Raw genomic sequence first — 23,086 nt, forward strand, 5'->3', positions numbered from 1 at the left:
TTGCTTCACACTTCCGCGGGCAACCGACCGTAGGCGTGCAAAAGTGTGGCATCCGTTGCGCACCAACCCCGCAACCCGGAAACAGGCCCCGCCAGAGCAGCGCTTTAGCACCCGATCTGACGGCCTTCATCCACTGCCACACAGAAACAATCGAAGAAAGCTTATCACGGCGCGGGGAGCGGCCACGAATCGCCCGCCCGGCGCCCCTCCGAGATGGGGGTCCTGACCGCCAAGGCCGGGGGGACACGACGGAAGCGGCCAGCTCCCCCGCGAAGGGGAGCCGGCCGCCCGTGGTGCGTGACGCCGTCGTGCGCTGGACTACGCGAGCGCAGCCTCAGACGAGGGCATCAGCGGTAGTCGCCGCCGAGGTCGTAGTCGTCCAGCGGGATCGCGTGGAACTCCTGCGCCCCGTCGCCGTTCAGCGGATCGTAGGCGAAGTCGCTGAACGCGCTCGGACCGGTGAAGAGCGTCGCCTTGGCCTCCTCGGTCGGCTCGACCGTGATCTCCGTGTACCGCGGAAGACCGGTGCCAGCCGGGATGAGCTTGCCGATGATGACGTTCTCCTTGAGGCCCAGCAGCGGGTCGCTCTTGCCCTCCATGGCGGCCTGCGTGAGCACGCGGGTCGTCTCCTGGAAGGACGCGGCCGAGAGCCAGGACTCCGTGGCGAGCGACGCCTTGGTGATGCCCATGAGCTCGGGACGGCCCGAAGCCGGCTTCTTGCCCTCGGACACCACACGGCGGTTCTCGTCGCGGTAGCGGCGGCCCTCGGCGAGCTCGCCGGGGAGCAGGTCCGTGTCGCCGGACTCGATCACGGTGACGCGGCGCAGCATCTGGCGGACGATGACCTCCACGTGCTTGTCGTGGATGCCGATGCCCTGGCTGCGGTACACGTTCTGGACCTCGTCGACGAGGAACTTCTGCGCCTCGCGCGGGCCCTGGATGCGCAGGACCTGCTTCGGATCGATCGGGCCGTTGACGAGCTTCTGCCCGACCTCGACATGCTCGCCGTCCTCGACGAGCAGGCGCGAACGCCGGGAGACCGGGTAAGCGATCTCCTCGGTGCCGTCGTCCGGCGTCAGGACCAGGCGGAGCTGCTTCTCGGTGTCCTCAACGGTGATGCGCCCGGCCGCCTCCGAAATCGGGGCCACACCCTTCGGGGTACGGGCCTCGAAGAGCTCCTGGATACGGGGCAGACCCTGCGTGATGTCGTCACCGCCAGACGCCGAGACGGCGCCACCGGTGTGGAACGTACGCATGGTCAGCTGGGTACCGGGCTCACCGATCGACTGAGCAGCGATGATGCCGACGGCCTCGCCGATGTCCACGAGCTTGCCGGACGCGAGCGACCGGCCGTAGCACTTCGCGCAGGTCCCGACAGCGGACTCGCACGTGAGGACCGAGCGGACCCGGATCTCCGTGATGCCGGCATTGATGAGCTGGTTGATCAGCACATCGCCGAGATCCGCGCCGGCCTCCGCGAGGACGCTGCCCTCGGAGTCCGTGACGTCCACGGCCAGCGTGCGGGTGTACGCCGTGTTCTCGACGTTCTCCTCACGCTGGAGCTCGCCGTTGTGGTCTGCGATCGCGATCGTGACCATGAGGCCGCGCTCGGTGCCGCAGTCCTCCTCGCGCACGATCACGTCCTGCGACACGTCGACGAGACGACGGGTCAGGTAGCCCGAGTTGGCCGTACGGAGAGCCGTATCGGCCAGACCCTTGCGGGCACCGTGCGTGGCGATGAAGTACTCGAGCACCGACAGGCCCTCGCGGTACGAGGACTTGATCGGGCGCGGGATGATCTCACCCTTCGGGTTGGCCACGAGGCCGCGGATGCCCGCGATCTGGCGGACCTGCATCCAGTTACCACGGGCACCGGAGGAGACCATGCGGTTGATGGTGTTCATCTTCGGCATGGACTCGCGCATGACCGCGGCGATCTCGTTGGTCGCCTTGTCCCAGATCTCGATGAGCTCGGAGCGGCGCTCCTCGTCGTCGATGAGACCACGGTCATACTGGCTCTGGATCTTCGCGGCGCGGTCCTCGTAGCCGGCCAGGATGGCAGGCTTCTGCTCCGGCACGGCGATGTCCGAGATGGCGACCGTGACGCCGGAACGCGTGGCCCAGTGGAAGCCGGCGTCCTTGAGGTTGTCCAGCGTCGCCGCGACGACGACCTTCGGGTAGCGCTCCGCGAGATCGTTGACGATCTTCGAGAGCTGGCCCTTGTCCGCGACGGCCTCGACCCACGGGTAGTCCTCGGGCAGCGTCTGGTTGAAGACGACCTGGCCCAGCGACGTCGCGATGAGCGCCGGCTGGCCGGGCTCCCAGCCCTCGGGCGCGGGACGGTCCTTCGACGGCACGAAGCCGTCGAGGCGGATCTTCACCTGTGCGTTGAGGTGCAGCTCGCGGGCATCGTGCGCCATGATCGCCTCAGCCACGGAGGAGAACACGCGGCCCTCGCCGTCGGCACCCTCACGCTTGGTGGTGAGGTGGTACAGGCCGATGATCATATCCTGCGAAGGCAGGGTGACCGGGCGGCCGTCCGACGGCTTGAGGATGTTGTTCGAGGACAGCATCAGGATGCGCGCCTCCGCCTGGGCCTCAGGGCTCAGGGGAAGGTGCACGGCCATCTGGTCGCCGTCGAAGTCGGCGTTGAACGCCGCGCACACGAGCGGGTGCAGCTGGATGGCCTTGCCCTCGACGAGCTGCGGCTCGAACGCCTGGATGCCGAGGCGGTGCAGGGTAGGTGCACGGTTGAGGAGCACCGGGTGCTCGGTGATGATCTCCTCGAGCACGTCCCACACCTGCGGGCGGTAGCGCTCCACCATCCGCTTGGCGCTCTTGATGTTCTGCGCGTGGTTGAGGTCCACGAGCCGCTTCATGACGAACGGCTTGAACAGCTCGAGGGCCATCTGCTTCGGCAGGCCGCACTGGTGCAGCTTGAGCTGCGGGCCGACGACGATGACCGAACGGCCCGAGTAGTCGACGCGCTTGCCGAGCAGGTTCTGGCGGAACCGGCCCTGCTTGCCCTTGAGCATGTCCGAGAGCGACTTGAGCGGGCGGTTGCCCGGACCCGTCACGGGACGCCCGCGGCGGCCGTTGTCGAACAGCGAGTCCACGGCCTCCTGGAGCATGCGCTTCTCGTTGTTGACGATGATCTCCGGCGCACCGAGGTCAAGCAGGCGCTTGAGGCGGTTGTTGCGGTTGATCACACGGCGGTACAGGTCGTTCAGGTCGGAGGTCGCAAAGCGCCCGCCGTCGAGCTGGACCATCGGGCGCAGCTCCGGCGGGATCACCGGGACGGCGTCGAGGACCATGCCCTGCGGCTTGTTGTCCGTGGTGAGGAACGCGTTGACGACCTTGAGGCGCTTGAGCGCACGGGTCTTCCGCTGGCCCTTGCCGTTCTGGATGATGTCGCGGAGCGTCTCGGCCTCGCCCTCCAGATCGAAGGACTCGAGGCGCTTCTGGATCGCCTCGGCGCCCATGGAGCCCTCGAAGTACATGCCGTAGCGGTCACGCAGCTCGCGGTACAGCGCCTCGTCGCCCTCGAGGTCGGCGACCTTGAGGTTCTTGAAGCGGTCCCAGACCGCCTCCATGCGCTCGATGTCCGCATCCGCGCGCTTGCGGATGGTGGCCATCGTCTTGTCCGCCAGGTCGCGGGCCTTCTTCTTGTCCGCGGCCTTGGCGCCCTCGCCCTCGAGCTTCGCGAGCTCCTCCTCGAGGTCCCGCGCGACGGCGGCGATGTCGGAGTCGCGGTTGTCCACGAGGCGCTTGCGCTCGAGGTCGTGCTCGGCCTGGAGGTTCGGCAGCTGCTCGTGCCGGCGCTCCTCGTCAACCTTGGTGATCATGTAGGCCGCGAAGTAGATGACCTTCTCGAGGTCCTTCGGGGCCAGGTCGAGGAGGTATCCGAGGCGGGACGGGACGCCCTTGAAGTACCAGATGTGCGTCACGGGCGCGGCGAGCTCGATGTGGCCCATGCGCTCGCGGCGGACCTTGGCACGGGTCACCTCGACGCCGCAGCGCTCACAGATGATGCCCTTGAAGCGCACGCGCTTGTACTTGCCGCAGTAGCACTCCCAGTCACGGGACGGGCCGAAGATCTTCTCGCAGAAGAGGCCGTCCTTCTCGGGCTTGAGGGTGCGGTAGTTGATGGTTTCCGGCTTCTTGACCTCGCCGTGCGACCAGTTGCGGATGTCGTCCGCGGTCGCGAGGCCGATCTGCATGAGGCCGAAGGAGGATTCGCTGGACAATGTGGTCCCTTATCTCTCGTGTCTCTAAAGTCTTGCTGCTGCCGGTGGCGGTGGAGGGATCAGACCTCTTCGACCGAGCTGGGCTCGTCGCGGGAGAGGTCGATGCCCAGTTCCTCCGCGGCAGTGAAGACTGCATCGTCGGCGTCGCGCATCTCGATCGTCTGGCCGTCGGCGGAGAGGACCTCCACGTTCAGGCACAGCGACTGCATTTCCTTGATGAGGACCTTGAAGGACTCGGGAACGCCCGGCTCAGGGATGTTCTCGCCCTTGACGATCGCCTCGTAGACCTTCACGCGGCCGTGGATGTCGTCCGACTTGATCGTCAGGAGCTCCTGGAGCGTGTACGCCGCGCCGTAGGCCTCGAGCGCCCACACCTCCATCTCGCCGAAGCGCTGGCCGCCGAACTGCGCCTTACCACCGAGCGGCTGCTGGGTGATCATCGAGTATGGGCCAGTGGAGCGGGCATGGATCTTGTCGTCCACGAGGTGGTGGAGCTTCAGGATGTACATGTAGCCCACCGAGACGGGATCCGGGAACGGCTCGCCGGAGCGGCCGTCGAACAGCTGCGCCTTGCCGGAAGAGCCGATGAGGCGCACGCCGTCACGCGTGACGTTGGTGGAGTCCAGCAGGCCGGAGATCTCCTCCTCGCGGGCGCCGTCGAACACCGGCGTGGCCAGGTTCTGGTTCGGGCCGACCTCGCGCGGCATGTTCGGCAGGTTCTGGATCCACTCCGGCTCGCCCTCGACCTTCCAGCCGGTCTTGGCGATCCAGCCGAGGTGGAGCTCGAGGACCTGGCCGACGTTCATGCGGCCGGGGACGCCGAGCGGGTTCAGCACGACGTCGACCGGGGTCCCGTCGGGGAGGAACGGCATGTCCTCGATCGGCAGGATCTTGGAGATGACGCCCTTGTTGCCGTGGCGGCCGGCGAGCTTGTCGCCGTCCGTGATCTTGCGCTTGGCGGCCACGTAGACGCGCACGAGCTGGTTGACGCCCGGGGGCAGCTCGTCGTCGTTGTCGCGGTCGAACACGCGCACGCCGATCACGGTGCCGGACTCGCCGTGCGGGACCTTGAGGGACGTGTCGCGGACCTCGCGGGACTTCTCACCGAAGATCGCACGCAGGAGGCGCTCCTCGGGAGTCAGCTCGGTCTCGCCCTTCGGGGTGACCTTGCCGACCAGGATGTCGCCCGCCTCGACCTCGGCGCCGATGTGGATGATGCCGCGCTCATCGAGCTGGGCAAGCACCTCCTCGGACACGTTCGGGATGTCGCGCGTGATCTCCTCGGCGCCCAGCTTCGTGTCGCGGGCGTCGATCTCGTGCTCCTCGATGTGGATCGAGGACAGGACGTCCTCCGCCACGATGCGCTGGGAGAGGATGATCGCGTCCTCGAAGTTGTGGCCCTCCCACGACATGAACGCGACGAGGAGGTTGCGGCCGAGGGCGAGCTCGCCCTGGTCGGTGGCCGGACCGTCGGCGATGATGCCGCCGACCTCGAGCCGGTCGCCCTCGTTCACGAGCACGCGGTGGTTGTAGCAGTTGCCCTGGTTGGAGCGCGCGAACTTGCCGATCCGGTAGTTCGTCTCCGTGCCGTCATCGTTGAGCATCACCACGAGGTCCGCGGAGACCTCGGTGACGACGCCGGCCTTCTTGGCCACGACGACGTCGCCCGCGTCCACCGCGGCGGCGCGCTCCATGCCGGTGCCGACGAAGGGCGCCTCGGAGCGGACGAGCGGCACGGCCTGGCGCTGCATGTTCGCGCCCATGAGGGCGCGGTTGGCGTCGTCGTGCTCGAGGAACGGGATGAGGGCGGTCGCCACGGACACCATCTGGCGCGGGGAGACGTCCATGTACTCGACCTCGTCGGCCGGGACGAGCGTGGGCTCGCCGCCGCCGCCGCGCTGGCGGACGAGGACCATCTCCTCGGCGAAGGAGCCGTCCTCGTTCAGCGGCGAGTTCGCCTGGGCGATCTGGACCTCGGCCTCGTCGTCCGCCGTGAGGTAGTCGACCGCGTCGGACACGATGCCGTTGGTCACCTTGCGGTACGGCGTCTCAATGAAGCCGAACGGGTTGATGCGGCCGTACGAGGCGAGCGAGCCGATCAGGCCGATGTTCGGGCCTTCAGGGGTCTCGATGGGGCACATGCGGCCGTAGTGCGACGGGTGGACGTCACGGACCTCCATGCCCGCGCGGTCGCGGGAGAGGCCGCCCGGGCCGAGCGCCGAGAGGCGGCGCTTGTGGGTCAGGCCCGAGAGCGGGTTGTTCTGGTCCATGAACTGCGAGAGCTGGGAGGTCCCGAAGAACTCCTTGATCGCAGCGACGACAGGGCGGATGTTGATGAGCGTCTGCGGCGTGATCGCCTCGACGTCCTGGGTGGTCATGCGCTCACGCACGACGCGCTCCATGCGGGACAGGCCGGTGCGGACCTGGTTCTCGATGAGCTCGCCGACGGCGCGGATGCGGCGGTTGCCGAAGTGGTCGATGTCGTCGACCTCGACGCGCACGTCGACCTCGGCGCCCTCGCGGGTGCCCTTGATCGACTTCTCGCCGGCGTGCAGCGCGACGAGGAACTTGATCATGGCGACGATGTCCTCGATGTGGAGGATCGAGGCCTCGGGGTCCGAGAGCGGGCGGTCGATGCCGAGCTTGCGGTTGATCTTGTACCGGCCGACCTTCGCGAGGTCGTAGCGCTTGGCGTTGAAGTACAGGTTGTCGAGCAGGGCCTGTGCGGCGTCGACTGTCGGCGGCTCGCCCGGGCGGAGCTTGCGGTAGATGTCGAGGAGGGCGTCCTCACGCGTCTCGGTGGTGTCCTTCTCGAGCGTGGCACGCATCGAGTCGTACTCGCCGAACTCCTCGAGGATCTGGCCCTCGGTCCAGCCGAGCGCCTTGAGGAGGACGGTGACGGACTGCTTGCGCTTGCGGTCGAGGCGGACGCCGACCTGATCGCGCTTGTCGATCTCGAGCTCGAACCAGGCGCCGCGGGACGGGATGATCTTCGCCGTGAAGATGTCCTTGTCGCTCGTCTTGTCCGCGGTCCGCTCGAAGTAGGCGCCCGGGGAGCGGACCAGCTGGGAGACCACGACGCGCTCGGTGCCGTTGACCACGAACGTGCCCTTGTCGGTCATGAGCGGGAAGTCGCCCATGAACACGGTCTGCTGCTTGATCTCGCCCGTGTTGTTGTTCATGAACTCGGCCTTGACGTACAGCGGGGCCGAGTAGGTGGCGTCACGGTCCTTGCACTCCGCCATCGTGAACTTCGGGTCGGCGAACTCCGGCTCGGAGAAGCTCAGGGACATGGTGCCCTGGAAGTCCTCGATCGGGGAGATCTCCTCGAAGATGTCGGAGAGGCCGGAGGTGGTGGCGACGCTGTCGTCGCCCTCGGCCTGGGCCTTGGCCACGCGGGCCTGCCAGCGCTCGTTGCCGACGAGCCAGTCGAAGCTCTCGGTCTGGAGGGCGAGGAGATTCGGAACATCCAGCGGTTCGTGAATCTTGGCGAATGAGAGCCGACGGGTTGCGCCGTCGGTGGTAGCGGTTTGGGTTTCAGAGGTGCTCGAGGCGACCAAGAGGGATCCTTCCACAGACCTTCAGGATTGTCCGCACCCTCCCCCGACAAGGCATGACCCACCGAACGTGTTCAGTTGAGGCGGGACAGACTGTCCCGAAGAGCCCACCGCTATATGAAGGCACCGCAGTCGTTAAAAGGGAGAACGCAAAGAACTACCTTACCTCAGGAAGGCGCGCGTGTCTACCGCAGACTCAGCCCGGGGTCAAGTGCCACCGGATCCCTCACGGGCCGCCGCGGGCAATACTGTACACCCAGCTCCCCGCGGCAATCAGCTTCTCTGGCGGTAGCCTGATGCACAGGAGAGATGAAGGAGCGGACGCACGTGAGCACCAACCCAGTGAGCAACAACACCACCGGCAACGACGACGTTGTCATCCTGTCCGCCGCGCGCACACCGCAGGGACGCCTCAACGGGCAGCTGGTCTCGTTCACCGCCGTGGACCTGGGCGCGCATGCGATCACCGCCGCGCTGAAGCAGGCCGGGGTCGGCGCTGACGCCGTGGACGCCGTCGTGATGGGCCAGGTCCTGCAGGCCGGCGCCGGCCAGAACCCCGCGCGCCAGAGCGCGATCGCCGCGGGCGTGGGCTGGGGCGTGCCGTGCGTGACGATCAACAAGGTGTGCCTCTCCGGCCTCACCGCGGTGATCGACGCCGCGCGCCTGATCCGGGCGGGCGACGCGACCGTCGTCGTGGCGGGCGGCCAGGAGTCGATGTCCCGCGCGCCGCACGTGCTCCCGGGATCCCGCCAGGGCTGGACGTACGGGACCGTCGGCGCCCTCGACGTCGCCGCCCACGACGGCCTCACGGACGCCTTCGACGGGCAGTCCATGGGCCTGTCCACGGAGTCGAAGAACCTGACCCTCGGCATCGACCGCAAGTCCCAGGACGAGGTCGCCGCCGCCTCGCACGTGCGTGCGGCGATCGCGCAGAAGGAGGGCGTGTTCGAGGGCGAGATCGCCCCGATCCAGGTCAAGCAGCGCAAGGGCGACCCGATCACGCTCACCCAGGACGAGGGCGTGCGGCCGGGCACATCGGTCGAGACGCTCGCCCCGCTGCGGCCCGCGTTCGCCTCGGACGGCACCATCACCGCCGGCAACTCCTCTCCCCTGTCCGACGGCGCCGCGGCCCTCGTGCTGACGTCCCGCGCGTACGCCGAGGAGCACGGGCTGGCCTGGCTCGCCGTCGTGGGCAAGCCGGGACAGGTTGCCGGCCCCGACAACTCGCTGCACTCGCAGCCCTCGCACGCCATCCAGAAGGCCCTCTCGCGGGCGGGCTGGACCACCGCGGACCTGGACTTCATCGAGATCAACGAGGCCTTCGGCTCCGTGGCCGTCCAGTCCCTCAAGGACCTCAACTACCCGCTCGAGAAGTGCAACATCCACGGCGGTGCGATCGCTCTCGGCCATCCGATCGGCGCCTCCGGCGCCCGCCTCGCCGGGCACGCCGCCCATGAGCTCGCCCGCCGCGGCTCGGGCAAGGCGGCCGTCTCGCTGTGCGGTGGCGGCGGTCAGGGCGAGGCACTCCTCCTCTACAGGGACTGACGCCGTGGCCCAGAACGGGGAGACGCACGACGGCGCCGGGCCGGGTCACGCTCGGGGAGCCGGTCCCGCGCGGGGCGACGGCGCGCCGTCGGGCGCCCCTGACGGCGGCGACGCCGGATCAGTCGGCGACGGCCACGCGAGGTTCCTCGCCGACGCGCGCGCACGCGGTGTGGCGGTCGAGGTGGCCGAACGCGGGCGTGCGCGGAGCCTCGAGGAGGCCGCGGCCAACCTCGGGATCGAGCCCCGCGAGATTGTGAAGTCGCTCGTGGTGAAGCACCCGGACGGCTCGTTCCTGTTCGCGCTCATCCCGGGCGACCGGCAGATCTCCTGGCCGAAGCTTCGCAAGCTGCTGGAGGTCAACCGACTCTCGATGCCCCCGGCCGACGTCGCGCTCGCGGCGACCGGGTACGAGCGCGGCACGATCACGCCCCTCGGGTCCACGACGCCGTGGCCGGTGTGGGCGGACGAGTCGATCGCTGGGCGCATTTCGCTGGGCGCGGGGGCACATGGTCTCAGTGCGTTCGTCGACGCGGGCTCCCTGTTCGCCGCGCTCGGCGCCTCGGTCGCGGACATCAGCGACCCCGCCTGACGCGGTTCGGCGAGGGCGCCTGAAGCGCGCGCGAAGATTTCGTGAACGGTTTCTTTCAGAGGGCGTGTCGGCGGGGGCGGGGCGCCCTGCTGCTCCTAGCCTGTCGCGGGTAGCCGCATCGGCAAGCACCCGCCGCGGCACGCGACCTGAGGAGACCTGTGAGCACCGACCTGAACCATCCCATCTCCCGCCGCTCCGTCCTGACCGGCGCCCTCGTCGGCGGCACCCTCGCGCTCGGCGCGGGGCCCGCCGAGGCCAGCAGCGGCAAGACCTACCGCCTCACCGTGATCGGCACGGCCGACCTCCACTCCAACGTCCTGAACTGGGACTACTTCAAGAACAAGGCCTACACGGACGCCAAGGGCAACAACATCGGCCTCGCGCAGGCGGCCACCCTCATCCGCCACGTGCGCGCCGAACGCGGCGCAGAGAACACCATCACCCTCGACGCCGGGGACACCATCCAGGGCACCCCGCTCGCCTACTACTTCGCGAAGGTCCAGCCCGCGGTGGACGGCCCCGTGCACCCGATGGCCGCAGCGATGAACGCGGTCGGCTACGACGCCGCGGCCCTCGGCAACCACGAGTTCAACTACGGCATCCCGCTCCTGCGGGCCTGGGAGTCGCAGCTCGACTTCCCGCTCCTCGGCGCGAACGTCCACGACCATGCCACCGGCGGGCACGCCTTCAAGCCGTTCGTGATCAAGAAGGTCAAGACGGACAACGGCGTGGTCCGGGTCGGCATGGTGGGCTTCGTGACCCCCGGATGCGCCATCTGGGACCGCGCGAACGTGGAGGGCAAGCTCGACTTCAATGGCATCGTCGAGGAGGCCAAGGCCGTCATCCCGCAGGTCCGGGCGGCGGGGGCGGACATCGTGGTCGTCTCGTGCCACTCCGGCATGGTTCCCGGCTCGTCCTACGGCGACTCCCTCCCCTTCCCCGAGAACGCGTCACAGCAGCTCGCCGAGGAGGTGCCGGGCATCGACGCCATTCTCGTGGGCCACGCGCACTCCGAGATCCCCGAGCGCCTCGTGACGAACAAGGCCACCGGCAAGCAGGTGCTGCTGTCCGAGCCGATGTACTGGGGCATGCGCGTCACCGTCATGGACCTCGACCTGCAGAAGGTCGAGGGGACGTGGACCGTCTCCTCGGCGAGCGCCGCGCTGCTCGACGCCAAGACGGCGACTCCCGACGACGCCGTCGTGCGTGCCGTCGACGCCGCGCACCGGCGCGTGGTGACGTACGTCAATCAGGTGATCGGCACGTCCACCACCCCGCTGAGAACGGCCACCGGCTGCTGGGAGGATGTCGCGGCCATCGACGCGATCAACTACATCCAGGCGCACACGATCAAGGGCGAGCTCGCCGGGACGGCCTCGGCGGGACTGCCCGTGCTCTCGATCGCGGCCGCGTTCTCCCGGGCCGTCGACGTCCCGGCCGGACCCCTGACCGTGCGCGACGTCGCGGGCCTGTACATCTACGACAACACCCTCATGTCCGTGAAGGTCACCGGCGCACAGGTCAAGGACTACCTCGAGTGGTCGGCCCAGTACTACAAGGCCGTCACCACGACGACCGTCGCGGCCGCAGACCTCACCAATGCCGTGACGCCCATCGCCCCGACCGGCACGCCCGACTACAACTACGACGTCGTGTTCGGCCTGGACGCTCCGCTCACGTACACGATCGACGTCGCCAAGCCCGTCGGGCAGCGGATTGTGGGGCTCTCCTACAACGGGTCCCCGATCGACCCCGCGCAGGAGTTCGCGATGGCGATCAACAACTACCGCCAGAGCGGGGGCGGCAACTTCCCGCACGTGAAGGCCGCGCCGGTCCTGACCAACAGCCAGCAGGAGATCCGCCAGCGGATCATCGACTACGTGACGCAGACGGGGGTGCTGGACGCCGCCGTGTTCGCACGCGTCGACTGGTCGCTGACCGTCAACGGGGCGCCGCTGACTGTCGTGTAGCGGCCAGCCCGGCGCGGCCGGGACGCGGAAGGGCCCCGCCGTCCTTGCGGACTGCGGGGCCCTGGTGCGGAGCCGGGACATGCCCGGCAACGCTGGGTGAAGCTGGAGAGCCTACTACTTGAGGGTGACCGTGGCGCCGGCGGCCTCGAGGACCTCCTTGGCCTTGTCGGCAGCTTCCTTGGTAGCGCCCTCGAGGACGGCCTTCGGAGCGGCGTCGACGAGGTCCTTGGCCTCCTTGAGGCCGAGCGACGTGAGGGCGCGGACCTCCTTGATGACCGCGATCTTCTTGTCGCCAGCGGCCTCGAGGATGACGTCGAACGCCGTCTTCTCCTCTTCGGCAGCGGCCTCGGCACCGCCGGCCGGGCCCGCGACGGCGACCGCAGCAGCGGTGACCTCGAAGACCTCCTCGAACTTCTTCACGAACTCGGAGAGCTCGATGATGGTGAGCTCCTTGAAGGCCTCGATCAGCTCGTCCTGGGTGAGCTTCGCCATGGTTGGCGTCCTTTCGCTAGATGGCGCTCCGCCGGCTGTTCGCCGCGGTGCGCCGGAGTTTTGGGGTGGGGAAGAGAATCAGTTCTCTTCGGCGGGAGCCTCGGCCGGAGCCGCGGCTTCCTCGGCGGGCGCCTCGGCGGCCTCAGCGGCGGGAGCGTCGGCGGCAGCCGGGGCGCCGCCCTCCTCCTCGAGCTTGAGACGCAGGGCGTCGATGATGCGCGCGGCCGCGGCCATGGGCGCCTTGAGGACGCCGGCAACCTTGGCGAGCTGCAGCTCGCGGGACTCCAGGGCCGCCAGTGCGGCGACCTCGTTCGCGTCGAGCGCCTTGCCCTCGAAGAAGCCCGTCTTGATGATGAGCTGCTTGTTTTCCTTGGCAAAGTCGGTCAGGCTCTTGGCAGCCGAGACGGCGTCACCCTTGATGAACGCGATCGCGGTGGGGCCGGCGAGCTGGCCGTCGAACGCGTCGACTCCCGCTTCCTTGGCAGCGATGGCGGTCAGGGAGTTCTTGACGACCGAGAACTTGTTCTCGGTGCCGAGCGAGCGACGCAGCTTCTTGAGCTGGGCGACGGAGAGCCCACGGTATTCGGTCAGGACTGCGGCGGTCGACTCCTGGAAATCCTTCGTGATCTCCTCGACAGCTGCCACCTTGGTAGGCGTTGCCATAACCCTCCTTCCGGGGAACAGTGCCGGTGGGGGCGGCCCCTACAACGCAAGAACGCCCCGCGCAGATGCACGGGGCGTGGCATTCGGGCTTATGGCCGCGAGCGTTCGCTCTGTATCACCTGCGCAGGCCGCCCCGATGTCGGGGACCTTCGGTGGAGATGAGCACCGCTTCTCGGCGCACAGCATCCATCGACCGGCGGTCTTTGGTCCTTCCACTGTACGGGAGATCGCCGGGCGGGCAAAATCGGCGCCGTCGCGGGCACGCAGCGCACGACGCCGGCCGCTCGCCTCGCGCCGCCGGCTCGCCGCCCGCTTCAGGGATTCCTAGCGCAGCAGCGCCCGCAGCGTCTGGATGGTATCGGCGTCGTCGCGGCCCTTGTCCTCACGGTACCGCTTGACCCGCGCGAAGCGCAGCGCGATGCCGCCCGGGTAGCGGCTGGACCTCTGCACGCCGTCGATGGCGATCTCGACGACCGTGACGGGGTACAGGTAGACGGTATGCGCGTCGCGGCGCGCCTCGATCTGGGGGAAGTGCTCGGTCTGCCAGCGCAGGAGGTCGTCGGTGAGTCCCTTGAACGTCTTCCCGACCATCACCAGCCCGCCGGGCTCGCCGAACTCGCCAACCGGGTCGTACGCCCCGAGGTGGAGGTTCGACAGCCAGCCCTGCCGGCGGCCGCTGCCCCACTCGGCCGCGAGCACCACGAGGTCGTACGTGTGGACGGGCTTGACCTTGATCCAGCTCGAGCCTCGACGACCTGCGGCGTACGGAGACCCGATGGCCTTGACGACGACGCCCTCGTGGCCCGCCGCGAGCGCCTCATTCGAGATCCGCTCCGCCGCCGCGGGATCCGCAGTCACCTCGCCCGGGACGATGTGGTCCGGTGCGATCCTTGCGAGCTCGGCGCGGCGCACGGCGAGCGGCTCGTCGAGCAGGTCCCGCCCGTCCACGTGCAGGATGTCGAAGAACCAGGGCCGCAGCACGGCGTCCCGGGCGCGCTCGGCGCCGAACCGGGACATCGTCTCCTGGAAGGGCCTCGGAGCCCCGCCCTCGTCGAGGGTGAGCGTCTCGCCGTCGAGGATGACGTCCCGCGCGGGCACGCCCGACACGGCCTCGACGACCTCCGGCACCCGGTGGGTGATATCGGCAAGGCTGCGGGTGAAGACGCGCACGTCGTCCCCGATCCGGTGAACCTGGATCCGCGCGCCGTCGAGCTTGAACTCGACCGACGCCTCGCCGGTGGAGGCAAGCGCCTCGGTGGGGGTTGCCGCCGAGGCGGCGAGCATGGGCAGCACCGGACGGCCGACGACGAGCCCGACAGCCGCCAGCTCGTCCTCGGTCTTGAGGATGGTGGTCCGCGCCGTCTCGCCGAGGTCCCCGGAGAGCATCGCCGCGCGGCGCACGAGGGCCACCGGCCTGCCGGCCGCTGCCGCGAGCGCGTCCACGAGGACGCCCTCGAGGGCGCCCGTGCGGAGCTCGCCGAGCAGTACCCCGACGATGAACCGCTGCTCGCGCTCGGTGGCACGCCCCATGAAGCTGGCGAGCAGCCCGGCGCGGACCGCTCCCGAGCGCGCCCCGGACGTCACGGCGAGCTGGTCGAGCAAGGCGTCGAACTCGCCGACCGTGAGCGACGGCTCGGACGACGGCGGCATGTCGCCTCGCGCGCCGGAAAGCCCCCGCCAGCCGACCCCGACCCGGCCCTGCCGGGGCTTCGCGACGAGCATGCCGACGGCGGTCCCCAACTCCTCGGGCGACTCCGCTGCGAGGCGGCGCAGCAGCTGCGCGAGTGCCTCGACCTTCGCGAGCCGAGACCGGGTGGACGCTACCGTCTCGGCGGTGGAGACGAGCTCGTCGAGCAGCATGGGCCCGGTACCGCTACCCCGCTGCCTTCCTGCGGCCCATGAAGATCGCCAGGACGAGCGCTAGGAGGGCGGTGGCCACGAGGAGCAGCAGCCCGATCGCGTACGAGTGCTGCGCGGCGTTGTACGTGGCGCCCATGACGAGCGGCGGGAAGTAGCCGCCCAGGCCGCCGGCGGCGCTGACCACACCGGTGACCGCACCGACGGTCCCGGGAGGGGCCTGCTTGCCGAGCCACGCGAACACGCCGCCGGTGCCCAGTCCGAGCGCGGCGGCCATGGCCAGGAAGGTCAGGCCCGTGGCCACCTCGCCCGATGGTTGGAGGTTCACGACGAAGGCGAGGACCGCGACGCCCGTGAGCGAGACGATGACCACCGGCTTCGACCCGATCCGGTCCGCGATGATCCCGCCGATCGGCCGGGCGATGACGGCGGCAAGTGCGAAGCCCGCGGTGCGCGTGCCCGCCGAGGTGAGGTCGAAGTTGTAGATGTCCCTCAAGTAGGTGGGCAGGTACGTGCTGAACGAGACGAAGCCGCCGAACACCACGGCGTAGAGGAAGCACAGCTGCCACGTCACGGGCATCTTCGCGGCGTTCAACAGCTTGCCGAAGCTGCCCGAGGCCACCGGCGTCCACGTGGGCGACTCGCGCATGAAGAAGAACACGACCGCCGCCATGACCAGAAGCAGGACGGCGATGATGACGTGCGTGGGCCAATAGCCGAACCACGTGACAAACCGCGGCGTGAGGAACGCCGAGAGGGCGGTGCCGCCCATGCCCATCCCGAAGATGCCTGTCGCGAACCCCTGCCGGGCCTTCGGGTACCACGCGGCCGAGAACGGGATGCCCGCGGTGAACACCGTGCCCGCGACGCCGAGGAAGAACCCGACCACGAGCAGGAGGGCGTAGGACTTCAGGCTGCCGGCGAGCGCGACGAGCAGGACGAGCGGCGCCGTCACCACGAGGATGAGGATCAGGAGGCGCCTGCCGCCGAACTTGTCGGTCAGCACGCCCACGGGTACTCGTCCGAGGGCGCCGACGAGCACGGGCATCGCGACGAGCGCTCCCGTCTGCGCTGCGTTGAGTCCCAGGTCGTGCGCATAGCGCGTGCCGAGGGGCGCGATGACCGTCCAGCCCCAGAAGCCCACTACGGAGGCCAACGTGGCCAAGGTCAGGTTCCGTGCCGCGCCGGGCCGGGCCGCGGTGGTATTGGCCGCCGGGGCGGCGGTGGGTCGGGGGGTCGGATCGGGTGTGCTCACGGCTCCTCCTGGCTCTCGCTGGGGCTATCCTCGGCGGTCCCGGTCACGGGTACCGGTGGTCTCCCAGCCGCGGCGGACCTCGCGGGCACCGGGGGCCGGTCCCTCGTCGCGGGTGCGGTAGACGATGTACGGGCGGAACAGGTAGTGGAACGGGGCCGTGAGGGCGTGCACAAGGCGCGTGAACGGCCAGATAGCGAACAGGATCATGCCCACGATGGTGTGGAGCTGGAACTCCCACGGAGCTGCCGCCATCGATGCGACGTCAGGCTGGAACACGAAGAGCGAGCGGAACCACGGGCTCACCGTCTCGCGATAGTCGAAGGCGTGCGAGGTCGGCTGGGTGACGCTCACGAGCGTGGTCCACACCCCGAGGGCAATGGCGCCGACAAGGAAGATGTACATCGCCTTGTCGTTGCGCGTGGTGGCCATGAACACCGGACCGGTGGTGCGGCGCCGGATGATGAGCAGCACGATTCCCAGCAGGGTGGAGACGCCCGCAATGAGACCCACGGAGAGCGCGAGGGCGTGGTACAGCCCCTCTGTGACCCCGACGGCCTCGGTCCACGTCTTCGGGATGACGAGGCCCACGAAGTGGCCTGCGATGACGAACACGAGCCCGTAGTGGAACACCGGAGAGCCGATCCGCAGGAGCCTGGACTCGTACAGCTGCGACGAACGGGTGGTCCATCCGAACTGGTCATAGCGGTACCGCCAGATGCTCCCCCCGACCAGGATCAGCACCATGAGGTATGGGGCGACGCCCCAGAGCAGGACGTCCATCAGCGCACTCCTCCTGTGGTGTAGCGCGGGCTGTCATGGTGCTCGGCAAGCGGCAGGAGCCGTGGATCGAACGGCTCCAGTCCCACCTGCTCGACTGGCGGCCCCGCGAGGGCCATGGCCTCGGCCCGGTTGGTGGGGGACGGTCCGGGAAGCGTCGCGCAGATCGCCTCCAGGACTGGCGCGTACATCGAGGAGTCGGCGGCGAGCTCGATGCGCAGCAGCTCGAGGCTCGCCCGGTACTCGGAGAGGATCGATCGGCCAGCGGCGAAGTCGACGCGCGCCGCGAACTCGAGGACGAGGGGCAGGAAGTCCGGCAGCTCCCCGTCGAGGTTCACGAGCCAGCCGCTGTCCCGATACCGCTGCTTGAACGCCGCGAGCGCCTCGCCGCGGCGCCGCGTGTCCCCATCCGTCCAGTACGAAAGGTGCAGCGCGTGGCGCCGGGATAGGTCGAACGTGTCGACGTAGCGGCGGCAGGCGACCGGCTCGTCGTCGTGCGCGAGCTGTTCCGCAGCCGATTCGAGGAGCCGCGGCAGCGGCCCCGGCAGCTCCGCCAGCGCCCCGCGGAGCGTGGGGAGCATCGCTTGGACGCGCTCGCCCGGGTAGTCCAGCAGCGCCGCGGCGGCCGCGTACAGCACCCGCTCGTGGGACTCGCTCTCCTTGCCCCTACTGGCCACTGCCGTCCCCCTTCGGCGGGAAGAGCCCCTCAGGGGCCCCGCGGCCGTCCCAGTTGAGCAGGTTCACCCGCCCGCGGAGCGAGCCCGGCTGGGTCTCGGCGTCCGTGGTCTGCCGTTCCTTGAGCGCGTAGAACGTCTCGACGGCCACCGGCACGGGCTTGCCGCTGCCCTCTCCGAACACGTCCGAGGGGTACATCCCCGGCCCTTCCTCGTAGTCGAGGGAGCAGCCCATCTCCTCGAGGTTGTGCGCTTGCTCAACGTGGGCCTTCGGGATGACGTACCGCTCGTTGTACTTCGCGATCGCCATGAGCCGGTACATCTCCTGGACGGTCTGCCCGTCCATGCCCACACGCTCGGCGATCGACTCGTCGGCGCCAGTGCCCAGCGAGATCCCCCGCATGTAGGCACGCATCGCGGCGAGGCGCCTCAGGACGCCGTCGATGATGGTGGTGTCGCCAGCCGTGAACAGCTCCGCAAGGTACTCCGAGGGGATACGGAGCGAATCGATGGCGCCGAACAGCGTGCCGGCGTTCTCGGCGTCGTGCCCCTGGCTCGAGAGCAGGTCCACGATCGGCGAGAGCGGCGGGACGTACCAGACCATCGGCATGGTCCGGTACTCGGGGTGCAGCGGCAGGGCCACCTGATAGACCTTGGCGAGCTTGTAGATCGGTGAGCGCCGAGCGGCGTCCAGCCAGTCCTCCGGGATGCCGTCGCGACGGGCCGCCGCGATCACCTCGGGGTCGAACGGGTCCAGCAGGAGGTCGAGTTGGGCCTTGTACAGGTCCTGGGGATCGGGGGTCGACGCGGCTGCGGTGACCGCATCGACGTCGTACAGGAAGATTCCGAGGTACCTCAGGCGCCCCACGCACGTCTCCGAGCACACGGTGGGGAGGCCGATCTCGATGCGGGGATAGCAGAACGTGCACTTCTCTGCCTTGCCGCTCTTGTGGTTGAAGTACATCTTCTTGTAAGGGCAGCCCGTGATGCACTGCCGCCAGCCGCGGCAGCGGTCCTGGTCCACGAGCACTATTCCGTCCTCGGCGCGCTTGTAGATCGCGCCGGAGGGGCACGAGGCCATGCACGAGGGGTTGAGGCAGTGCTCGCAGATGCGCGGCAGGTAGAACATGAACGTCTGCTCGAACTCGAACTTGATCTTCTCGTTCGCATCGGCCCTCTGCTGCTCACGCAGCTTCGCGACGATCGGGTCCAGCTCCCCCTGCTGCGGAGCCCCTCCGAGGTCGTCGTCCCAGTTGGCGCTCCACGTGACCTTCGTGTCCTCGCCCGTGATGAGCGACTTGGGCCGCGCGACCGGGAAGTCGTCGCCGAGGGGCGCCTCGACGAGCGTCTTGTAGTCGTAGGTCCACGGCTCGTAGTAGTCCTTGAGCTCGGGCTGGACGGGGCTCGCGAAGATCCCGAGGAGCTTCTTGACGCGCCCGCCGCCCTTGAGCCGCAGCCGGCCGCGCTTGTTGAGCTCCCAGCCGCCGCGCCAGCGCTCCTGGTCCTCGTACTGCCTGGGATAGCCCTGGCCTGGCCGGGTCTCGACGTTGTTAAACCAGACGTACTCGGTCCCGGCCCGATTGGTCCACGCCTGCTTGCACGTGACCGAGCACGTGTGGCACCCGATGCACTTGTCCAGGTTCATCACCATGCCCACTTGGGCCATGACCCTCATGACGCTGCCTTTCCCTGCTCTTCGAGAAGCGGTGCCATCAGTACGTGACCTCCTGGGAGCGCTTGCGGATCGTCGAGACCATGTCCCGCTGGTTGCCCGTCGGTCCGAGGTAGTTGAACGCATACGCCAGATGGGCGTAGCCGCCGATGAGGTGGGTGGGCTTGACCAGGAGCCGCGTGGCCGAGTTGTGGATGCCGCCGCGGCGGCCGGTTGCCTCGGACTTCGGCACGTCGATCGTGCGCTCCTGCGCGTGGTAGACGTATACGACGCCGGCCGGCATGCGGTGGCTCACGATCGCACGGCCCACGAACACGCCGTTGGCGTTGACGCACTCGATCCAGTCGTTGTCCGCCAGATCGAGCGCCGCCGCGTCCTCGGCGCTGATCCACACGGTGGGGCCGCCGCGCGAGAGGGAGAGCATGAGCAGGTTGTCCTGGTACTCCGAGTGGATGGACCACTTGCTGTGCGGGGTGAGGAACCGGACCGTGACCTCCATGCCGTTCTGCCCGAGGCGGGGCTCGCCGAACAGCCGATGCATGTCCAGCGGCGGACGGTAGATGGGCAGCGTCTCGCCGAGGTCCCGGATCCAGTCGTGGTCGAGGAAGAAGTGCATGCGGCCGGTCAGCGTGTGCCACGGCTTGAGCCGCTCGACATTGATGGTGAAGGGCGCGTACCGGCGGCCGCCCGTCTCAGAGCCGGACCACTCCGGCGAGGTGATGACGGGGACCGGGCCGGCCTGCGTGTCCGCGAAGCGGATGGCCTTCTCCTCGGAGCCCTCGGCCAGATCGGCCAGATGGCGCCCGGTGCGCTTCTCGAGCTGTCGGAAGCCCTGCACCGCGAGTTCGCCGTTGGTGGTGCCGGAGAACGTGAGGATCGCTTCGGCGAGCTTGGCGTCTGTGTCGATCGCGGGCATACCCGCGGCGACGCCGCTGGACATCACGCCGTTCGCCCCCGCCAGCCTGTCAAGCGCGTGCCCTAGCTCGAACGTGACGCCCTTGACCGTGAAGCCCTTCTCACGGGCCAGCGGTCCGATCGCAGCGATCTTCTCGCCGATCGCGGTGTAGTCCCGCTCCACGACCGTGACCGACGGCATCGTCACGCCCGGCACCGCCGGCACTTCCGGGTCGCGCCAGTCGCGCACGACGCCGCCGGGCTGGGCGATCTGGCCCGGGGTGTCGTGCTGGAGCGGCACCGTGACGAGGTCGCGACGGGTCCCGAGGTGCTTCCGCGCCTGCCGGGACAGCTCCTGGGCCAGCAGGTGGAACATCTCGAAGTCGGTCTTCGTCTCCCACGGCGGGTCGATCGCCGGGCTGAACGCGTGCACGTACGGGTGCATGTCCGTCGAGGAGAGGTCGTGCTTCTCGTACCAGGTCGCGGCTGGGAACACGATGTCCGAGAGCAGGGTCGTGGACGTCATCCGGAAATCGGCGGACATGAGCAGGTCGAGCTTGCCCTCCGGTGTGTCCTCGCGCCACGCCACGTCCCTCGGGCGGGGCATCTCGGACTCGAGTGCGGTTCCCATGACGTTGTTGTGGGTGCCGAGGAGGTTCTTGAGGAAGTACTCGTTGCCCTTTGCCGAGGAGCCGAGGAGGTTCGAGCGCCACAGGACGAGCGTGCGGGGCCAGTTCTCGGGGGCGTCGACATCGTCGATCGCAGGGCGGAGCGTCCCAGACTTCAGCTGGGCCGCAATGTACGCGGCCTCGGAGTCCGCGACCCCGGCCTGGACGGCCTCGCGGGCCTCGTCCGCGATGTCCAGGGGGCTTCGGTCGAACTGCGGGTAGAACGGCATCCAGCCGAGCCTCGCGGACTGCGCGATCGCGTCGGCCGTGTGCATCCCCTCGAGGTTCCCCTCCGCGAGGGGCGAGGCGAGCAATGCCGCGGAGTAGCCGTCGTTGCGCCACTGGCCGGTGTGCATGTACCAGTAGGACGTGCCGGTCATGGTCCGCGGCGGGCGCGACCAGTCCAGGCCGTTGGCGAGGGAGACCCAGCCCGTGAGCGGGCGCGTCTTCTCCTGGCCCACATAGTGCGCCCACCCCCCGCCGTTGCGGCCCATCGAGCCGGTCAGGAGCAGGAGCGCGAGCACCGAGCGGTACGTGACGTCGCCGTGGAACCACTGGCAGATGCCTGCCCCCATGATCACCATGGACCGGCCCTTGGACTCCTCGGCGTTGCGGGCGAACTCCCGCGCGATGCGCAGGCACTGGGCCATCGGAACGTTGGTGATGCCCTCCTGCCACGCGGGCGTGTACGGCACCGTCGCGTCGTCGTACCCCGAGGGCCACTCCCCCGGCAGGCCCGGCCGGGACACGCCGTACTGGGCCAGCATGAGGTCGAACACCGTGGTGACCGTCTTGCCGGCCACCGTGCGCACGGGCACGCCGCGGCGCAGGACGGATCCCGAGCCGTCCGCCGCCTCGAAGCACGGGAGCAGCACCTCGGCGACCTGCGACGGCGGGGCGACCCCGCCGCCGTCGTTCGCGGAGAGCAGCGGGTCCACGTCACCGAGGTCGAGGTTCCAGCGGCCCTCGTCGGCCGTGTTGTAGCGGAAGCCGATCGACCCGTTCGGCACGACGGGCTCACCGTTGGCCGAGTCGAGGAGGACGGTCTTCCACGCAGCGTCCGCCTGGGCCTCCTGACCCGGCAGGTCCGCCGCGGTGAGGAACTTGCCCGGAACGAGCCCGGCGCCGTCGGGCGAGGGGACGAGGGTGATGAGGAACGGCAGGTCCGTGTACCGCTTGGCGAAGTCCGTGAAGAACGGCACCTCGCGGTCGAGATAGAACTCCTTGAGCATCACGTGCCCCATGGCCATCGCGAGCGCGGCGTCCGTGCCCGCCTGCGGGGCCATCCACTCGTCCGCGAACTTCGTGTTGTCCGCATAGTCCGGGCTCACCACCACGACCTTGGTGCCCCGGTAGCGCACCTCCGTCATCCAGTGTGCGTCCGGGGTCCGGGTCACCGGGACGTTCGAGCCCCACATCATGAGGTACGTCGAGTCCCACCAGTCGCCCGACTCCGGCACGTCCGTCTGGTCCCCGAACACCTGCGGGCTCGCCACCGGGAGGTCCGCGTACCAGTCGTAGAAGCTCGTCATGACGCCGCCGATGAGCTGGATGAACCGCGTTCCGACGCAGTGGCTCACAATCGACATCGCTGGGATCGGGGAGAAGCCGGAGCAGCGGTCCGGGCCGTACTTCCTGATCGTGTGGACGTGGGCCGCCGCGGCGATCTCGATGGCCTCGTTCCAGGTCGCCCGGACCAGTCCGCCCTTGCCGCGCGCCTGCTGGTACTGCCGGCGGCGCTCGGGATCGGAGACGACGTCCGCCCACGCCTCGACGGGGTCCCCGAGGCGGTGCTTCGCCTCCCGGTACATCTGAAGCAGCGGGCCGCGGATGTATGGGTACCGCACGCGCGTCGGCGAGTAGGTGTACCACGAGAAGGCCGCTCCGCGGGGGCAGCCGCGCGGCTCGTACTCGGGCCGGTCCGGCCCCACGGACGGATAATCGGTCTGCTGGGACTCCCACGTGATGATGCCGTCCTTGACGTACACCTTCCACGAGCACGAGCCCGTGCAGTTCACCCCGTGGGTGGAGCGGACCACCTTGTCGTGGCTCCACCGGTCCCGGTAGAACACGTCCCCGGCGCGGCCGCCCTCGCGGAACACCGCCCTGCCGTCCTCCGTCTCGTCCCACCGCGTGAAGAAGCGCCCCATCGCAAGCATCGCGTCGGAAGCACTGCCGTCCAGTCCCGTATTGCTCGGTCCAGCTGCCATGGCCACACTCTATGGA

The 23,086-nt window shown here is 68.9% G+C and carries 13 protein-coding genes; 3 read left to right on the forward strand and 10 right to left on the reverse strand.

Going from position 1 to position 23,086, the window contains the following annotated elements:
* Positions 1–347 precede the first annotated feature (347 nt).
* Both SCMU_RS14915 and rpoB read right to left on the reverse strand, forming a co-directional pair.
* A complete protein-coding gene (locus tag SCMU_RS14915; protein WP_371829602.1) occupies positions 348–4,247 on the reverse strand; it encodes a DNA-directed RNA polymerase subunit beta' in 3,900 nt (1,299 codons plus the stop codon).
* A gap of 59 nt (positions 4,248–4,306) precedes the next feature.
* Positions 4,307–7,807, reverse strand: coding sequence for a DNA-directed RNA polymerase subunit beta (gene rpoB / locus SCMU_RS14920; RefSeq protein ID WP_371829603.1), 3,501 nt, complete (start codon positions 7,805–7,807; stop codon positions 4,307–4,309).
* Between the two features lie 324 nt (positions 7,808–8,131).
* On the opposite strand from rpoB, the gene SCMU_RS14925 reads away from it, so the two are divergent.
* From SCMU_RS14925 to SCMU_RS14935, 3 genes are all read left to right on the forward strand, one after another.
* Positions 8,132–9,349, forward strand: a complete 1,218-nt coding sequence (locus SCMU_RS14925) for an acetyl-CoA C-acetyltransferase (RefSeq protein WP_229229900.1) — start codon at positions 8,132–8,134, stop codon at positions 9,347–9,349.
* A 169-nt stretch (positions 9,350–9,518) separates the two neighbouring features.
* A complete protein-coding gene (locus tag SCMU_RS14930) occupies positions 9,519–9,938 on the forward strand; it encodes an aminoacyl-tRNA deacylase (protein WP_443020332.1) in 420 nt (139 codons plus the stop codon).
* Between the two features lie 158 nt (positions 9,939–10,096).
* Positions 10,097–11,908, forward strand: coding sequence for a bifunctional metallophosphatase/5'-nucleotidase (locus SCMU_RS14935; RefSeq protein WP_229229902.1), 1,812 nt, complete (start codon positions 10,097–10,099; stop codon positions 11,906–11,908).
* Between the two features lie 114 nt (positions 11,909–12,022).
* On the opposite strand, the gene rplL is transcribed toward SCMU_RS14935, so the two are convergent.
* From rplL to SCMU_RS14975, 8 genes are all read right to left on the reverse strand, one after another.
* A complete protein-coding gene (rplL, locus tag SCMU_RS14940) occupies positions 12,023–12,400 on the reverse strand; it encodes a 50S ribosomal protein L7/L12 (protein WP_229229903.1) in 378 nt (125 codons plus the stop codon).
* Between the two features lie 78 nt (positions 12,401–12,478).
* Positions 12,479–13,063, reverse strand: a complete 585-nt coding sequence (rplJ, locus tag SCMU_RS14945; RefSeq protein ID WP_229229904.1) for a 50S ribosomal protein L10 — start codon at positions 13,061–13,063, stop codon at positions 12,479–12,481.
* Positions 13,064–13,387: 324 nt separating this feature from the next.
* Positions 13,388–14,923 (reverse strand): ATP-dependent DNA ligase, encoded by a 1,536-nt coding sequence (locus SCMU_RS14950; protein ID WP_229229905.1) that lies wholly within the window; start codon positions 14,921–14,923, stop codon positions 13,388–13,390.
* Between the two features lie 13 nt (positions 14,924–14,936).
* Positions 14,937–16,175 (reverse strand): MFS transporter, encoded by a 1,239-nt coding sequence (locus SCMU_RS14955; protein ID WP_274602875.1) that lies wholly within the window; start codon positions 16,173–16,175, stop codon positions 14,937–14,939.
* A gap of 24 nt (positions 16,176–16,199) precedes the next feature.
* Entirely contained in the window at positions 16,200–16,955 is a 756-nt protein-coding gene (gene narI, locus SCMU_RS14960) for a respiratory nitrate reductase subunit gamma (protein ID WP_229229906.1), read from the reverse strand.
* Positions 16,955–17,629 carry a nitrate reductase molybdenum cofactor assembly chaperone gene (gene narJ / locus SCMU_RS14965; RefSeq protein ID WP_229229907.1) on the reverse strand — a complete coding sequence of 225 codons (675 nt, stop codon included), beginning with the start codon at positions 17,627–17,629 and terminating at the stop codon, positions 16,955–16,957. Before narJ ends, narI begins: the two co-directional genes overlap by 1 nt.
* Positions 17,619–19,301 (reverse strand): nitrate reductase subunit beta, encoded by a 1,683-nt coding sequence (narH, locus tag SCMU_RS14970; RefSeq protein WP_229229908.1) that lies wholly within the window; start codon positions 19,299–19,301, stop codon positions 17,619–17,621. Before narH ends, narJ begins: the two co-directional genes overlap by 11 nt.
* 37 nt (positions 19,302–19,338) lie before the next feature.
* Positions 19,339–23,070: a nitrate reductase subunit alpha gene (locus tag SCMU_RS14975; RefSeq protein ID WP_229229909.1), complete on the reverse strand. Its 3,732-nt coding sequence runs from the start codon at positions 23,068–23,070 to the stop codon at positions 19,339–19,341.
* Positions 23,071–23,086 lie beyond the last annotated feature (16 nt).

Origin of the sequence: Sinomonas cyclohexanicum (assembly GCF_020886775.1) — a bacterium.
Classification (GTDB): Bacteria; Actinomycetota; Actinomycetes; order Actinomycetales; family Micrococcaceae; genus Sinomonas; species Sinomonas cyclohexanicum.

Bases quoted from the DNA above. Each gene is read 5' to 3' on its own strand.
- SCMU_RS14950 (WP_229229905.1), bottom strand. From the start codon at position 14,923: ATGCTGCTCGACGAGCTCGTCTCCACCGCCGAGACGGTAGCGTCCACC.
- SCMU_RS14975 (WP_229229909.1), bottom strand. From the start codon at position 23,070: ATGGCAGCTGGACCGAGCAATACGGGACTGGACGGCAGTGCTTCCGAC.
- narI (WP_229229906.1), bottom strand. From the start codon at position 16,955: ATGGACGTCCTGCTCTGGGGCGTCGCCCCATACCTCATGGTGCTGATC.
- rplL (WP_229229903.1), bottom strand. From the start codon at position 12,400: ATGGCGAAGCTCACCCAGGACGAGCTGATCGAGGCCTTCAAGGAGCTC.
- rplJ (WP_229229904.1), bottom strand. From the start codon at position 13,063: ATGGCAACGCCTACCAAGGTGGCAGCTGTCGAGGAGATCACGAAGGAT.
- narH (WP_229229908.1), bottom strand. From the start codon at position 19,301: ATGAGGGTCATGGCCCAAGTGGGCATGGTGATGAACCTGGACAAGTGC.